Below are 13853 nucleotides of genomic sequence, written 5' to 3'. Positions count from 1 at the left end.
GAAGACTCAGGTGATGTCTCGGCGTTGGTTGACGAGCCAGCCGCCGACGAAGAAGATCGCGGTCCACGCGGCGAAGATCAGTGCCGAGGCCCACCAGGAGAACGCGCCCGGCGCGCCGGCGGCGTACTGCAGTGCCCACCGGGTTTCCTCGTCCAGGCCCGGCAGGGTGACCCCGGCCGCACCGAACGCCTCGGCGCCGATCGCGCCGACGATGCCGTTGACCGTGCCGTTCGGGAGGACCCCGCCCAGCCAGGTCACGTCGAGCCAGCCGAAGGCCACGATGACCAGCAGGTTCTCCACCACGAGCAGGTAGATCACCAGGGTGATCACGCTGCCGACCACGCTGTTCCACACCGCGCCGACACCGATGCCGAACAGGGTGGCCAGCACGGTCGCGAGGATGCCCGCGCCCAGCACGCCGAGGAACTGCGGCGCGCTCGGCATCAGGTTGCTGTCCACGGTGAGCACCGTGCCGAGCGACGCGGCGCCGACCACGACCACGCCGTACAGCACACCCCAGGCCACGTAGGTGATCATCTTCGCGCTCAGCGCGAGCCCGCGGTTCGGCGCGGTCAGGAACGTGGTGGAGATGGTCTTCTTCGAGTACTCACCGGCCAGCGCGAACACCCCGAAGATCACCGGGAAGATCGTGCCGATGTTGATGCCGTGCGCCATCGCCAGCAGGCCGACCGGCCACTCGCTGGGGTTGAGGCCCAGCATGCTGGTGACTTCCCTGGTGTCGGAGCTGCCGAGGAAGTTGGTGAAGTCGTTGGTGGTGAAGCCCCAGCCCAGCGAGAAGACGAAGGCGAACAGCACCGCCGGGATCAGCAGGCCCCACCAGCTCTTGGTGGACAGCGTCTTCCGGAACTCCGCCTTGATCAGCCTGCCCATCAGCGCTGCCCTCCCCACTGCTGTTGTTGTTGCTGCTGCTGCTGGTACTGAACCTGCTGCTGCTGGGGCGGGGGCGGACCCCAGCCGGGTTGCTGCGGTGGCTGGGCGCTGAACTGGCCTGCGGTCAGCTGGAAGAACAGCTTCTCCAGGTCCGCGGTCTCCTCGCGCAGCCCGTAGATCGGCACGCCCTGCTGCAGCGCCAGATCACCGACCTGGCGCGCGGTGGCGCCCGCCACGGTCAGCCAGCCGTCCGGCATCGGCTGCACGTCGGGGGCACCGGCCTCCTTGAGCGCGGTCGCCAGCTTGGCGCCGTCACCCGGCAGCACGATCACCCTGGCCTGCTGCGAGCCACGCAGCTGGTCCACCCGGCCGTGGTACATCGTCTGCCCGCGGCTGATGATCACCACCTGGTCGATGGTCTGCTCCACCTCGGCCAGCAGGTGGCTGGACACCAGCACCGTGCGCCCGCCACTGGCGTAGGACCGCAGGAAGGTGCGCAGCCAGGCGATGCCCTCGGGGTCGAGGCCGTTCGCCGGTTCGTCGAGCACCAGCACCTGCGGGTCGCCGAGCAGCGCGGTGGCGAGCGCGAGCCGCTGGCGCATGCCGAGCGAGAAGTCACCCGCCTTGCGGTGTGCCGCCGAGCTGAGGCCGACCAGGCCGAGCACCTCGTCGGCGCGCTGGTCCGGCACGCCGATCGCGGCGGCGTAGACCAGCAGGTGGTTGCGCGCGGTGCGCTTGGGGTGGAAGCCCTCGTTCTCCAGCACCGAGCCGACCACGCGGGCCGGGTTGCCCAGCTGGTCGTGCGGGCGCCCGTTGATGGTCGCCGTGCCTGCCGTGGGCTTGACCAGCCCCAGCAGCATGCGCAGCGTGGTGGTCTTCCCCGCGCCGTTCGGGCCGAGGAACCCGGTCACCGAACCCGGCTCCACGGCGAAGCTCAGGTTCTGCACCGCTGTCACCGGCCCGAACTGCTTGGTCAGGTTCTGCACCACGATCCGGCCACTGCCGTCGTGCATATCGCCCCCGATCTTCGGCTAGCTGTGGGTGGCATCCTGCCGTACGCGCGGGCCGGTGGGGCGATCTCGGTCACTTTCCGCGTGGCCGGTGTCGACCGTCGACAATGGAGTCCGGCACGAATGCCCAGGTCGCGGCCATCCCACTGGGTCTTCCACCAGTTCCGGTCGCTTCGGGTGAACAACAAATCGCCGACACTTGCCGACCCCGTGCGGCGAAGCCGCGCGATAGTGCCTAGACTGTGCAGTGGCGGCCCGCTCCCAGTGACCCCCAGGCTGGTTGAGCGGGCCGCCGCTTCATGTCCGCGGTCCTTCCGCACTCTTCACGCGCTGCCCCGCTTCCGGGTTGTCCGCGCCTTCGCTGTCCGTGAAACCGGTCGTTCGCGCTCGCCTGCTCTCGTACGGTGTAAGGTACTCGTACACCGTAAGGGGGTTCAGTCCATGACTCAGCTTTCGCCCGACGGCCAGTGCACCTCGCACCCACGCCGCTGGGCCATCCTTTCCGTGCTCTGCCTGGCGTTGCTGGTGGTGTTGCTGGACAACACCGTGCTCAACGTGGCCATCCCGGCCATCACCGATTCGCTCGGCGCCACCACCGCCGAGATCCAGTGGATGATCAACGCCTACTCGCTGGTGCTCGCCGGTCTCCTGCTGACCACGGGCTCGTTCGCCGACCGCTTCGGCCGCAAGCGCGCGTTGCTGATCGGGCTGGTGTTGTTCACCGGCGGTTCGGCGATCGCCGCGTTGGCCCAGACACCGCTGCAGCTGATCCTCGCGCGCGGTGGCATGGGGATCGGGGCCGCGCTGCTGATGCCGAGCACGCTCGCCGTGCTGATGCAGATCTTCGACGAGAAGGAGCGGCCCAAGGCGATCGCCGCGTGGTCCGCGGTGGCGTCACTGGGGTTCGCGCTCGGCCCGGTGATCGGCGGCGGGCTCCTGGAGAACTTCTGGTGGGGCTCGGTGTTCGTGCTCAACCTGCCGGTCGGGGCGGTCGCGATCACCGCGATCGCGCTGCTGGTCCCGGAATCGAAGACGCCCACGACGCGGCGGATCGACTTGCCGGGCGTGCTGCTGTCCGTGGTGATGAGCGTGGGCGTCGTCTACGGCATCATCTCGGTGCCCGAACACGGCTGGGGTTCGGCGCGGGTGCTGGTGCCGCTGGTGGCCGGCCTGCTCGCCGGGGCCGCCTTCATCGTCTGGGAGCGCCGGACCGCCGAGCCGATGCTCGACCTGACGTTGTTCCGGAACCCGCGGTTCACCGGCGCGGTCGCGAGCAACGCGCTGGTCGCCTTCGCCATGGGCGGTTCGCTGTTCCTGTTCACCCAGTACCTGCAGTTCGTGCTGGGGTATTCGCCGCTGGAGGCCGGGTTCCGGGTGATGCCGCTGGCGGTCAGCGTGCTGCTCGTGACCCCGTTCAGCCCGCGGATCAGCGCGCGGATCGGCATTCCGGCGACCATCGCCGCCGGGCTGACCGTGCTCGGCGGCGGGCTGCTCGCGCTCAGCTTCGTCACCACGGACAGCGGGTACGGGCCGACGCTGCTCGGCCTGGTGCTCGTCGGCGCCGGGGTCGGCATCGCCATGCCCACGTCGGCGAACGCGTTGATGGGCGCGATCCCCAGGGAACGCGCCGGGATCGCGTCCGGGCTGACCTCGACGCTGCAGGAGCTCGGGACCTCGCTGGGCGTGGCGGTCCTCGGCAGCCTGGTGGCGGCGCGGTTCGCCGCCGAACTGCCGTCGTTCCTGCCGGACGGGGTGGAGCGGTCGATCGGCCTCGCGCTGCAGGCGGCGGGCACGCCCGAGGCGGTGCATGCGGTGCGGGACGCCTTCGTCAGCGGGATCTCGGTGAGCCTGCTCTGCGGGGCGGCGGCCGCGGTCGCGGCGGGCGTGCTCGCGTGGGTCCTCCTGCGCCGGGAGGGCGCGGATAGGGTGGCTGCGTGACTGATGACGGGCCGTTGCTCGACAGCATCTGGCTGACCGAGCGCCGGGCCACCACCGCACGGCAGCCGGGTCTGACGCGTGAGCAGATCGTCCGCGCGGCCGTGGAGAGGCTCGACGCCGACGGCCTGCCCGCGTTGTCGATGCGCAAGCTCGCGGCCCAGCTCGACGTGGCGCCGATGTCGCTCTACTGGCACGTGCCGACCAAGGACGCGTTGCTGGAGCTGGCGCTGGACGCGGTGTCCGGGGAGATCCGGCTGCCGCCGGAGGACGACGACTGGGCGGACCGCCTGCGTGCGATCGCCGGTGGCCTGCGGGAAACCGTGCGCGCGCACCCGTGGACCGCCTCGGTCTACGGGGTGATGCTGAACGCCGGGCCGGAGGCGATGCGCGTGTACGACGCGTTCGTCGGCGCGCTGGAGGATTCCCCGTTGCCGCGCGAGGAGATCGCGCCGGCGGCGAACGTGCTGAACAACTTCATCTACGGGTTCATCGTCAACGAGATGAAGTGGTCCCAGCGGGTCGCCGCGCACGGTTCGACCCCGGAGCAGGTCGGCACCGAGGTGGCGGAGAAGTTCACCGCGGCCTACGGGGACCGGTTCCCGCGCATCACGCGGTACCTCGGGCTCGCCGACGCGCAGGACCCGGACGAACTCTTCGAGTACGGACTGGCCCGGGTGCTCCGCGGACTCGCCGCGGAGCACCCGTCCTGACCGGTTAGACGACCTGGGACAGCGGGGTGTGGGCGAGGCCGTGCGCGACGGCGACGGGCTCGTTCGTGAGCTGCCCGGCGTGCGTGTTCAGGCCCTTCGCCAGGCTCGGGTCGGCCTGCAGCGCGGGCTGCCAGCCGTGGTCGGCCAGCGCCACCGCGTAGGGCAGGGTCACGTTGGTCAGCCCGTAGGTCGAGGTGCGCGGCACCGCGCCCGGCATGTTCGCCACGCAGTAGAAGACCGAGTCGTGCACCTGGTAGGTCGGCTCGTCGTGGGTGGTCGGGCGCGAGTCGGCGAAGCAGCCGCCCTGGTCGATCGCGATGTCGACGAGCACGCTGCCCGGCTTCATCCGCGCCACCAGCTCGTTGGAGACCAGCTTCGGCGCCTTCGCGCCGGGCACCAGCACCGCGCCGATGACCAGGTCGGCCTCGAGCACGGCCTGCTCCACGGAGAAGGCGTTCGAGGCGACCGTGCGGATGCGGCCGCCGAAGTCGTTGTCGATCTGACGCAGGCGGTCGACGTTGGTGTCGAGGATTTCGACGTCCGAGCCGAGGCCCAGCGCGACCCGTGCCGCGTTCAGCCCGGCCACGCCGCCGCCGATGACCACCACACGCGCCGGGTGCACGCCGGGGATGCCGCCGGGCAGCACGCCGCGGCCGCCGCTCGGCTTCATCATCGCGTAGGCGCCGACCTGCGGGGCCAGCCGTCCGGCGACCTCCGACATCGGGGCCAGCAGCGGCAGCGCGCCGTTCGGGGTCTGCACGGTCTCGTACGCGACGGCCGTGGTCCCGGCCTTCAGCAGCGCCTCGGTCAGCGGCTGGTCGGCGGCGAGGTGCAGGTAGGTGAACAGCACCTGGTCGGCCCGCAGGCGGTGGTACTCCTCGGCGATGGGCTCCTTGACCTTGAGGACGAGCTCGCCTTCGGCCCAGGTGGCGTCGGCGTCGGCGACGATCTTCGCGCCGGCCGAGAGGTACTCGTCGTCGGTGATCGCCGAGCCGAGGCCGGCGTCGGCCTCGACGAAGACGTCGTGCCCGCGGCGGGTCAGCTCGTGCACCCCTGCCGGGGTGAGGGCGACCCGGTATTCGTGGGTCTTGATCTCACGGGGGACGGCGATCCGCACGGCTGCCTCCGGTGGCTGGTTGACGAAGTGCTGTGCTTCACGGTGAAGCACTCGGACGGCGGTGTCATCGTGCTGGACGGACAGGATTGCCCTCGGTTCGTGGTGGCGTCAGCACAGTTCTTGACCTCCACCGAACTGGAGCTCGCAGAGTTGGCCGCATGAGAGCCGTGTGGTTGAGGGAGTTCGGCGAGCCGGGGGTCCTGGTCGCGGGGGAGGCACCGGAGCCGGTGCCCGGAGCGGGTGAGGTGCTGATCGACGTGGAGTTCGCGAACCTGACCTACGTCGAGACGCAGTTCCGGCGCACGGGGTTCGGCCCGTTCCGCGGGGAGTTGCCGATGGTCATGGGCAACGGCGTCGGCGGGATAGTGCTGGCAGCCGAGGACGGCTCATTGGTGGGCAAGCGCGTGGTGAGCAGCCTGCGGGGATCCGGCGGTTACGCCGAGCGGGCGGTCGCACCGGCGGGGAACGTGCTGGAGGTGCCTGCCGGGCTCGGGCTCGACGACGCGGTGGCGCTGCTCGCGGACGGGCGGACCGCGCTCATGCTGATCCGCGCGGCGGCGTTGACCGGGGGTGAACGCGTGCTGGTCGAGGCGGCCGCCGGTGGGGTCGGCAGCCTCCTCGTCCAGCTCGCCAAGGCGGCGGGGGCCGAGGTGCTGGCGGCCGCGGGCGGTCCCGAGAAGCTGACGCTGGCCAAGGAACTCGGTGCCGACGTGACGCTCGACTACCGGCAGCCCGGCTGGGCCGAGCCCGTGAACGTGGTATTCGACGGCGTGGGCGGGCAGATCGGCCGGGCCGCGTTCGAAGCGGTGCGGCCGGGCGGGCGGGTGTTCGTGTTCGGGCAGGCCAGTGGGGAGGCCGCCGATCTCGAAGACGCCGAAGCGCGCGGGGTGCGGGTCGAACGAGGACCGCTGGCGAAGCCCGAGGAGATGCCGGTGCTCGCGCGGCAGGCACTGACCGAGGCCGCCGCGGGCAGGTTGCGGCCGGTGATCGGGCAGCGCTTCCCGCTGGACCGCGCGGCCGACGCGCACGCGGCGATCGAAGCCAGGACCACGCTCGGCAAGACCCTCTTGGAGGTCCGGTGAAACTCGGCGTCTACCTCGACGGCTCCACCCCCGATTCGTTCGTCGCGCACGCACGCCGGGCCGAGGACGCGGGCCTGGAATCGGTGTGGGTCGGGGACCACCTGATCACCGCCTCGCCGCGCATGGACAGCATCGTCGCGCTGACCGCCGCGGCCGCCGCCACGACCCGGGTCAAGGTGGGCTTCGGGGTCCTCGTGGCCGCACTGCGGCCGACGGCCTGGGTGGCGAAGCAGATCGCCACCCTCCAAGCGCTGTCCGGCAACCGGGTGCTGCTCGGGATCGGCACCGGCGGGGACGCGCACGGGGAGCTCGGCTGGCGGGCGGCGGGGGTGCCGTTCGCCGAACGCGGCAAGCGGACCACGGCGATGCTGGAGGTGCTGCCGGACCTGGTCGCGGGCCGACCGGCCACTGTGGACGGGGTGGAGTTCGCGCTGGCGCCGGGGGCGGAGATGCCGCCGTTGATCATCGGCAGTGGACCGGGGCTGTTGCGGCGGGTCGCGCGGTTCGGGGACGAGTGGTTCCCCGCGTTCTCGGCGCCCGCGTGGATCGGGGAGCAGCGGGCGCGGCTGGCCGAGTTCGCCGCGGAGTACGACCGGCCGGTCCCCGGGATCACGGTCGGAGTCAGCCTCGCGGTGGGGAAGCTGCCGGACTCGGTGCTCGACGCCCAGGTCCGCTCGCTCACCGGTTACGGGATGAGCGAGGAGCAGGCGAGGGAAGCCCTGGTGACGGGCAGCCCGGCGGAGGTCGCCGAGCGGCTCGCGGTCTACGCGGACGCCGGGGTGCACCGGATCGCCGCGATGCCGTTCGCCGGGGATCGCGGGGAGCAGATCGACCTGCTCGGGGAAGTCGCCGGGCTGCTGCGGTGAGCCCGTTCGACGTCGACGCCTTCCTCGCCGGGCCGCTGACCGCCAGGGTCGCCGCGGCGGGCCCGAGCGTGCGGCCCACCTGGTACCTCTGGGAGGACGGCGCGTTCTGGATCCTCACCGGCCCGTGGTCGCGGCTGCCCGCGCTGGTCGCCGCGGATCCGGTGCTGGCGCTGGTGGTCGACGTCTGCGAGCTCGACACCGGGCTGGTGCGGCAGGTGATCGCGCGTGGCGAGGCGGAACTGCTGCCGTTCGACGTCCCACGCGGCAGGCGGAAGCTGAGCCGCTACCTCGGTGACGACGAATCCCGCTGGGACCAGCGGTTCCGCGACTACCTGTACGAGGACGCGCGCTGCCGGTGGTTGCGCGTTCGGCCGAGCTCGCTGCGGGCGGTCGACCTGAGCTATCAGGCCCAGCGCAGTGACACGAGCTGAGTGAGCAGCGCGAGCCGGACGTCCGGGTCGTCGAGGTCGATCGGCACCAGTTCGCCCAGTTTCCGCATGCGGTACCGCAGGGTGTTGGGGTGGATCCGCAACGACAGCGCGGCTCCGCGTGGATCGCCGGGGTGGCGCAGCCACTCGTAGAGGGTGTCGGTGTAGTCCGTCCGATGTGCTTCATCGTGGGCGCGGATCGCTTGCAGGGGACCGAGTTCGGCCACCTTCGCGGCGCCGGCCGCGGTTGCCGCGCGGTGCAGGGCGAGCGCGGTCCACTCCTCGTCGAAGCTGACCACCCGGCCCGGCACCAGTCCGGCGCGCAGCAGGCCGAACGCCTCCTCGGCCTCCGCGCGCGACCGGGCCAGCTCCGCGACCTCGCTCGCGCTCCCCGCGGCCACCCGTGGGGCGCCGCGCCTGGTCTTGGCCTGGGCGAGGACCTCGCGCAGTTCGGTCCAGGCGTCGCCGTCCGGCACGACCGCGTAGAGCAGGCCCGCGAGTTCCGTGGCCACCGGACGCCACCCGATGCCGCTGGAAATGCGCTCCAGCAGGGCCAGCCTGCTGCCTTCGGCGTCCCGCGAGCCGTCTTCGGGGGTGTCGATCACCACCACCCGATGGGGTACTTCGGCCAGGTCCAGTTCGGCGATCGCCTTGCGCGGGCTGGCTTTGCCCTGCAACACCGCGCGCAGGAGTTCGGCGCTGGCCCGGCGCTGCGCGTCGGCGTGTGCCCGGCGCCGCAGCAGGTGCAGGGCGACCACCGGCGCGGCGTCGGCGAAGGCGGCGGCCCGCTCGTCCGACACCGGCCCGCGCACCACCGCCCACATCGAGCCGAGCAGTTCCCCGCCCATCCGGATCGGCACGATCAACCGCGGGAGCGTGCCGTCGCGCTGCTCGGGCACGAAGATCGTCTGCCTGCCGCGGGAGAGTTCGCGGAACACCCCGCGCGAGCGGAACCGCGCCAGCACGTCGTCCGGGATGCGGCGGCCCATGATGGTCGACACCCTGGCCGGGTCGGTGATGTCCTGGCGCGCCGAGTAGGCCAGCACGCGGGAGTTGGTGTCCTCGATGGTGACCGGCGCGTCGACCACCGCGGCCACCGCGTCGGCCAGCCGGAACAGGTCACCGCCACCGGGGTCGCCGCCGTTGTCCGGGGATTCGGCCTCGTCGGTCAGCGCGTCCAGCACGGTCCGCAGCAGCCAGACCAGCTGGGCCCACGAGGTGGCCGCGCTGACCTCGATCAACGCGATGTCCGCCGCCTTGGCCGCCCGCTTGACCGACGGTTTCGCCGCCAGCGGTGGTTTGAACAGCACCGCCGCCGCGCCCTTCTTCGCGCAGCAGCGGACCAGGGTGACCGCGTCCGCCGGGTTGGTCACCGCCACCGCGAGCACCAGGTCACCGGCCGCGAGGTGCCCCGGCGTGCCGGGCTCGGCGATCACCACGTCGGCGACCGGCGGCGGCTCGTCGGGCAGGAGGAGGGCGTGCAGCAAGGTGGGCCCCACCCGGTCAACCACGGTGCGCACCGACGCCATGAACATCGACTCTATCCGTGGCCGCGCCCCGGCGGCGCCCCTGACGCGGCCCCACGGTGTTCTTCGCCCGCCGGTTCACCTTTCCGCCGGGTTTGAAGAACGAGAGCAAAGTGGCGATCAGCAACAGCGTGAGCCCGGCGCTCATGGCGGTGAACAGCATGACGGCGGTGTCGCCGATGGGTTCCCCGCGTGCCGCTTTGTCGGCCGCGTCGGCGAATTCGGGCACCACCGCCAGATTCCCGCCGATGGTCAGCGCCAGCGTGATGACTGTTTTCAGCAGCACCCACCAATAGCGCACCAGCCCCCATTTGGTGCCCAGGCCCAGCGCTATTCCGGAAACCAGCGTGAGCAGGCTGGCAGGCAGGTAGAAGAGCTCGCCGAGCGTGGCCGCGCTGAGCTGCACCCCGCGGACCACCGCGGTGTCGTCGCTGAGCAGCCCGACCGCGCCGAGCGCCATGATCGACAGCTCGACGCCGACCCAGCCGACGGAGGCGACGACGTGGACGAACAACAGCCATTTCCGAGTGGTGGGACGCAGCCTGGTCATGGCTTTCAGCATCGGGACCTAGCCGTGTCTCGTCGTCGTGTCCAGGGCGACTCCGATCCGTACGCCTGATGGGGTACCCCCGCTCCCAAGGCGTGGGAGCCGGTTGGGCTGAACGGCGGCGGTAACTAGCTTCGGCAGCAATCCCCAGTGCACCGATTCGCCGAGTCGCGAGGAGAACCACCCATGACCGAGGCCTGGTCCTTCGAAACCAAGCAGATCCACGCCGGCGCCGCGCCGGACCCGGCCACCGGCGCGAGGGCCACGCCGATCTACCAGACCACTTCGTACGTCTTCCGCGACAGCCAGCACGGCGCCGACCTGTTCAGCCTCGCCGAGCCGGGCAACATCTACACCCGGATCAACAACCCGACCCAGGACGTGCTGGAGCAGCGGGTGGCCGCGCTGGAAGGCGGCGTGGCAGCGCTGGCCTTCGCCTCGGGCACCGCGGCCACGAACGCGGCGATCCTGAACCTGGCGAACTCGGGCGACCACTTCGTCTCCAGCCCGTCGCTCTACGGCGGCACCTACAACCTGTTCCACTACACGCTGCCCAAGCTCGGCATCGAGGTCACCTTCGTCGACGACCAGGACGACATCGAGCAGTGGAAGGCCGCGGTCCGCCCGAACACCAAGCTGTTCTTCGCCGAGACGCTGGCGAACCCGGGCAGCAACGTGCTGGACATCCGGGCCGTCGCGGACGCCGCGCACGAGGCCGGGGTGCCGCTGGTGGTGGACAACACCATCCCCACGCCGTACCTGCTGCGCCCGATCGAGCACGGCGCCGACGTGGTGATCCACTCGGCGACCAAGTACCTCGGCGGCCACGGCACCACGATCGCCGGGGTGCTGGTCGACGGCGGCACCTTCGACTTCGGCGCGGACCCGGCGAAGTTCCCCGGCTTCAGCGAGCCGGACCCCAGCTACAACGGGCTCAAGTACTGGGAGGCGCTCGGCCCGGGCGCGTACGCCGCGAAGGCGCGGGTGCAGCTGCTGCGCGACACCGGCGCCGCGATCGCGCCGCTGAACAGTTTCCTGATTCTGCAAGGGATCGAGACGCTGTCGCTGCGCATCGAGCGGCACGTGTCGAACGCCAAGGCGCTCGCGGAGTGGCTGGAAGCGCGCGACGAGGTGGAGAAGGTCTACTACGCCAGCCTGCCGTCGTCGCCGTACCACCAGGCCGCGCAGAAGTACCTGCCCGGCGGCGCGGGCGCGGTGCTGTCCTTCGACCTGCGTGGCGGGGTCGAGGCGGGCCGCCGGTTCGTCGACGGCACGGAACTGCACAGCCAGCTGGTGAACATCGGGGACGTGCGCAGCCTGATCGTGCACCCGGCGAGCACCACGCACAGCCAGCTCTCCCCGGAGGAGCAGGTGGCCTCCGGCGTGACGCCGGGACTGGTGCGGCTGGCCGTCGGCCTGGAGCACATCGAGGACCTGAAGGCTGACCTGGAGGCCGGGTTCAGGGCGGCGAAGGCGGCTCTGTGACCGGTGCCTGGCGCCCGGGTGACCCGCCGGGCCGCCGCCGGTGGGTCACCCGCACCGGCGCGGTCCGGCTGGAGTCCGGCGGCGAGCTGCCCGGGTTCACGCTGGCGTACGAGACCTGGGGCACGCTGAACGCCGACCGGTCGAACGCGGTGCTGATCGAGCACGCGCTGACCGGCGACAGCCACGTCGCCGGTCCGGCCGGTGACGGCCACCCCAGCGCGGGCTGGTGGGACGCGCTGGTCGGGCCGGGACGGCCGGTCGACACGGAGGAGTACTTCGTGGTCGCGCCGAACGTGCTGGGTGGTTGCCAGGGCTCGACCGGACCGTCCTCCTTGGACTCCGACGGCCGGGCGCTGGGCAGCCGGTTCCCCGCCCTGACCATCCGCGACCAGGTGTCCGCCGAGACCGCGCTCGCCGACGACCTCGGCATCGCGCGCTGGGCGGCGGTCCTGGGCGGTTCGATGGGCGGGATGCGGGCGCTGGAATGGGCGGTGAGCCACCCGGCGCGCGTGGAGGCGCTGCTGGTGCTCGCCGCGCCGGCGGCGGCTTCGGCGGACCAGATCGCCTGGGCGTCCCCGCAGTTGCACGCCATCACCGGCGATCCGCACTGGCACGGCGGCGACTACTACGACACCGGCGAGGCCCCGCACGCCGGCCTGGGTGTCGCGCGGCGGATCGCGCACGTGACCTACCGGAGTGAACCCGAGCTGGCGCAACGCTTCGGCCGTTCCCCGCAGGGTGACGGCCGGTTCGCCGTGGAGTCCTATCTGGACCACCACGCCGAGAAGCTGGTGCGGCGCTTCGACGCGGGCAGCTACGTGACGCTGGCCCGCTCGATGAACTCGCACGACGTGGGCCGGGGCCGGGGCGGGGTGGCGGCGGCCCTGTCGCGGGTCACCGCGCGCACCGTGGTCGCCGGTGTGGACAGTGATCGGCTGTACCCGCTGGCGCAGTCCGTCGAGCTCGCGGCGGGCATCCGGGGTGCGGGGGAGGCGGCGGTGATCCACTCCCCGTACGGCCACGATTCGTTCCTGATCGAAACCGCGCAGATCGCCGCGCTGGTGAAGCCGCTGCTGGGCTAGTCGGCCAGCGCGTCGGAGATCCAGGCGGTGACCGGCAGGTCGCGGTCCAGGCACTCGGTGGACAACCGGATGGTCCACCGCAGTGCCTGGAGCACCAGGCTGTCGACCTCGTCCGGGGCCGCGCTCGACAGGGCGATCTCCAGCTGTTCCTGCGCGGCTTCGGTGTTCCCGTGCACCTCGGCGAGCAGCGTCCGCACCGCCGTGCGCACCGGCGGGTCCGCCTGGTCGATCGAGACCTCTTCCCCGGCCTCGTCGAACACCTGCACCTTGACCGGCGCGGTCCCGCCGTCCCCGAGGGTGGCCACCATCGCGCTGCACTCACCGAAGAGCAGCAGCATCAGCTCCCGGGTCTCGGGCAGGCCGGCCTGCGCGGGCGCCAGTTGGTCGAGCGCGTCGGCGTCCTCGCCGAACCGCATCGCCACCAGCGCGCGCTGCGCTTTTTCCACGAGCCGCCGCTGCTCGTCCTCGCTCCTGTCGGGCTGCACGTGCCTATCAAACACCAGGGCGGCCGCCTTTGGGACCACTCCCGGGTGACTATCGGGAGCGGTGCGTCACCGCGCCGCGCGGAGTGCGCCGAGCGCCAGCCGTTCGAGCAGCCCGGCCAGTTCCTCGTCAGCCAGATAGCGGTTGTGCGGGGTCGAGTTGATCAACCCGAACACGGCGTGTGCCGAGGATCGGGCGTGGGTTTCACCGACCTCGGGGACGGTGGTCCGGATCGCCTCGACCCAGAGCTCCACGTACTGGCGTTGGAGCGCGCGAACCTGTTTGCGGTCGGCGTCAGTGAGGTTGGCCAGGTTCCGCTCCTGCACGGTGATCAGGGCGGGCTGGCTGAGCGCGAAGTCCACGTGGAACTTGACCAGCGCGCCGAGCAGTTCGGCGCCGGTGCGCGCGGCGGCCAGCTCCTGCCCGCCGTCGAGCAGGTAGCGGCTGATTGAGCTCAGCATCTCGCCGAGCATCGCGTCCTTGCTGCGGAAGTGGCGGTACAACGCGGGGCCGGAGATGCCCACGGCGGCGCCGATGTCGTCGATCCCCACGCCGTGGAACCCGTGGCGGGCGAACAACTCGGCGGCCGCGGCCAGGATCTGCTCGCGCCGGCTGGCCTTCTCGCCGTGCACGAGGGGGGTCGGGTGCGCTGGCATCCGCCCATCGTAGAGCAGGCACGTTAGCGATC

General features: G+C 71.6%; 14 protein-coding genes. 7 read left to right on the top strand and 7 right to left on the bottom strand.

Annotated elements, in window-relative coordinates; genetic code table 11:
• Nucleotides 1-6: 6 nt before the first annotated feature.
• Both JOM49_RS00840 and JOM49_RS00835 read right to left on the bottom strand, forming a co-directional pair.
• Nucleotides 7-891 (bottom strand): ABC transporter permease, encoded by an 885-nt coding sequence (locus JOM49_RS00840; protein ID WP_209662274.1) that lies wholly within the window; start codon nt 889-891, stop codon nt 7-9.
• Nucleotides 891-1904 carry an ABC transporter ATP-binding protein gene (locus JOM49_RS00835; RefSeq protein ID WP_209662273.1) on the bottom strand — a complete coding sequence of 338 codons (1014 nt, stop codon included), beginning with the start codon at nt 1902-1904 and terminating at the stop codon, nt 891-893. Before JOM49_RS00835 ends, JOM49_RS00840 begins: the two co-directional genes overlap by 1 nt.
• 438 nt (nt 1905-2342) lie before the next feature.
• Between JOM49_RS00835 and JOM49_RS00830 the strand changes: the two genes are divergently transcribed.
• Together JOM49_RS00830 and JOM49_RS00825 are read left to right on the top strand one after the other, a co-directional pair.
• Nucleotides 2343-3839 (top strand): MFS transporter, encoded by a 1497-nt coding sequence (locus JOM49_RS00830; RefSeq protein ID WP_209662272.1) that lies wholly within the window; start codon nt 2343-2345, stop codon nt 3837-3839.
• Nucleotides 3836-4549: a TetR/AcrR family transcriptional regulator gene (locus JOM49_RS00825; protein ID WP_209662271.1), complete on the top strand. Its 714-nt coding sequence runs from the start codon at nt 3836-3838 to the stop codon at nt 4547-4549. Before JOM49_RS00830 ends, JOM49_RS00825 begins: the two co-directional genes overlap by 4 nt.
• 4 nt (nt 4550-4553) lie before the next feature.
• Here the strand turns inward: JOM49_RS00825 and ald are convergent, their stop codons facing one another.
• Entirely contained in the window at nt 4554-5666 is a 1113-nt protein-coding gene (gene ald / locus JOM49_RS00820) for an alanine dehydrogenase (protein ID WP_209662270.1), read from the bottom strand.
• 158 nt (nt 5667-5824) lie between these two features.
• Between ald and JOM49_RS00815 the strand changes: the two genes are divergently transcribed.
• Genes JOM49_RS00815 through JOM49_RS00805 form a run of 3 tightly spaced genes read left to right on the top strand, consistent with a single transcriptional unit; the run spans nt 5825 to nt 8045 of the window.
• Nucleotides 5825-6748 (top strand): zinc-binding dehydrogenase, encoded by a 924-nt coding sequence (locus JOM49_RS00815; protein WP_209662269.1) that lies wholly within the window; start codon nt 5825-5827, stop codon nt 6746-6748.
• Complete coding sequence (locus JOM49_RS00810; protein WP_209662268.1) at nt 6745-7614, top strand: LLM class flavin-dependent oxidoreductase; 870 nt, start codon at nt 6745-6747, stop codon at nt 7612-7614. Before JOM49_RS00815 ends, JOM49_RS00810 begins: the two co-directional genes overlap by 4 nt.
• Entirely contained in the window at nt 7611-8045 is a 435-nt protein-coding gene (locus tag JOM49_RS00805; protein WP_209662267.1) for a pyridoxamine 5'-phosphate oxidase family protein, read from the top strand. Before JOM49_RS00810 ends, JOM49_RS00805 begins: the two co-directional genes overlap by 4 nt.
• Here JOM49_RS00805 and JOM49_RS00800 read toward each other — a convergent pair.
• Together JOM49_RS00800 and JOM49_RS00795 are read right to left on the bottom strand one after the other, a co-directional pair.
• Nucleotides 8018-9571: a helix-turn-helix domain-containing protein gene (locus JOM49_RS00800; RefSeq protein ID WP_209662266.1), complete on the bottom strand. Its 1554-nt coding sequence runs from the start codon at nt 9569-9571 to the stop codon at nt 8018-8020. The genes JOM49_RS00805 and JOM49_RS00800 overlap by 28 nt on opposite strands.
• A complete protein-coding gene (locus JOM49_RS00795) occupies nt 9546-10118 on the bottom strand; it encodes a hypothetical protein (RefSeq protein WP_209662265.1) in 573 nt (190 codons plus the stop codon). Before JOM49_RS00795 ends, JOM49_RS00800 begins: the two co-directional genes overlap by 26 nt.
• A gap of 183 nt (nt 10119-10301) precedes the next feature.
• Between JOM49_RS00795 and JOM49_RS00790 the strand changes: the two genes are divergently transcribed.
• Together JOM49_RS00790 and metX are read left to right on the top strand one after the other, a co-directional pair.
• Nucleotides 10302-11600, top strand: a complete 1299-nt coding sequence (locus tag JOM49_RS00790) for a bifunctional o-acetylhomoserine/o-acetylserine sulfhydrylase (protein WP_209662264.1) — start codon at nt 10302-10304, stop codon at nt 11598-11600.
• Nucleotides 11597-12682: a homoserine O-acetyltransferase MetX gene (gene metX / locus JOM49_RS00785; RefSeq protein WP_209662263.1), complete on the top strand. Its 1086-nt coding sequence runs from the start codon at nt 11597-11599 to the stop codon at nt 12680-12682. Before JOM49_RS00790 ends, metX begins: the two co-directional genes overlap by 4 nt.
• Here metX and JOM49_RS00780 read toward each other — a convergent pair.
• Both JOM49_RS00780 and JOM49_RS00775 read right to left on the bottom strand, forming a co-directional pair.
• Nucleotides 12679-13167 (bottom strand): hypothetical protein, encoded by a 489-nt coding sequence (locus JOM49_RS00780; protein WP_209662262.1) that lies wholly within the window; start codon nt 13165-13167, stop codon nt 12679-12681. The two genes, metX and JOM49_RS00780, sit on opposite strands and share 4 nt — an antisense overlap.
• Nucleotides 13168-13233: 66 nt before the next feature.
• The gene (locus tag JOM49_RS00775; RefSeq protein WP_209662261.1) at nt 13234-13821 is read right to left on the bottom strand and encodes an SACE_7040 family transcriptional regulator; all 588 of its coding nucleotides are present in this window, start codon (nt 13819-13821) and stop codon (nt 13234-13236) included.
• Between the last annotated feature and the right edge of the window lie 32 nt (nt 13822-13853).

The sequence above is a fragment of the Amycolatopsis magusensis genome, from assembly GCF_017875555.1.
GTDB classification, from domain to species: domain Bacteria; phylum Actinomycetota; class Actinomycetes; order Mycobacteriales; family Pseudonocardiaceae; genus Amycolatopsis; species Amycolatopsis magusensis.
This window is presented reverse-complemented; position numbering and strand designations above follow the sequence as displayed.

What these genes read in the sequence shown, in the direction of transcription:
- JOM49_RS00835 (WP_209662273.1), bottom strand. Translation starts at nt 1,904, where the DNA reads ATGCACGACGGCAGTGGCCGGATCGTGGTGCAGAACCTGACCAAGCAG.
- JOM49_RS00790 (WP_209662264.1), top strand. Translation starts at nt 10,302, where the DNA reads ATGACCGAGGCCTGGTCCTTCGAAACCAAGCAGATCCACGCCGGCGCC.
- JOM49_RS00775 (WP_209662261.1), bottom strand. Translation starts at nt 13,821, where the DNA reads ATGCCAGCGCACCCGACCCCCCTCGTGCACGGCGAGAAGGCCAGCCGG.
- JOM49_RS00830 (WP_209662272.1), top strand. Translation starts at nt 2,343, where the DNA reads ATGACTCAGCTTTCGCCCGACGGCCAGTGCACCTCGCACCCACGCCGC.
- JOM49_RS00840 (WP_209662274.1), bottom strand. Translation starts at nt 891, where the DNA reads ATGGGCAGGCTGATCAAGGCGGAGTTCCGGAAGACGCTGTCCACCAAG.
- JOM49_RS00815 (WP_209662269.1), top strand. Translation starts at nt 5,825, where the DNA reads ATGAGAGCCGTGTGGTTGAGGGAGTTCGGCGAGCCGGGGGTCCTGGTC.
- JOM49_RS00795 (WP_209662265.1), bottom strand. Translation starts at nt 10,118, where the DNA reads ATGACCAGGCTGCGTCCCACCACTCGGAAATGGCTGTTGTTCGTCCAC.
- JOM49_RS00800 (WP_209662266.1), bottom strand. Translation starts at nt 9,571, where the DNA reads ATGGCGTCGGTGCGCACCGTGGTTGACCGGGTGGGGCCCACCTTGCTG.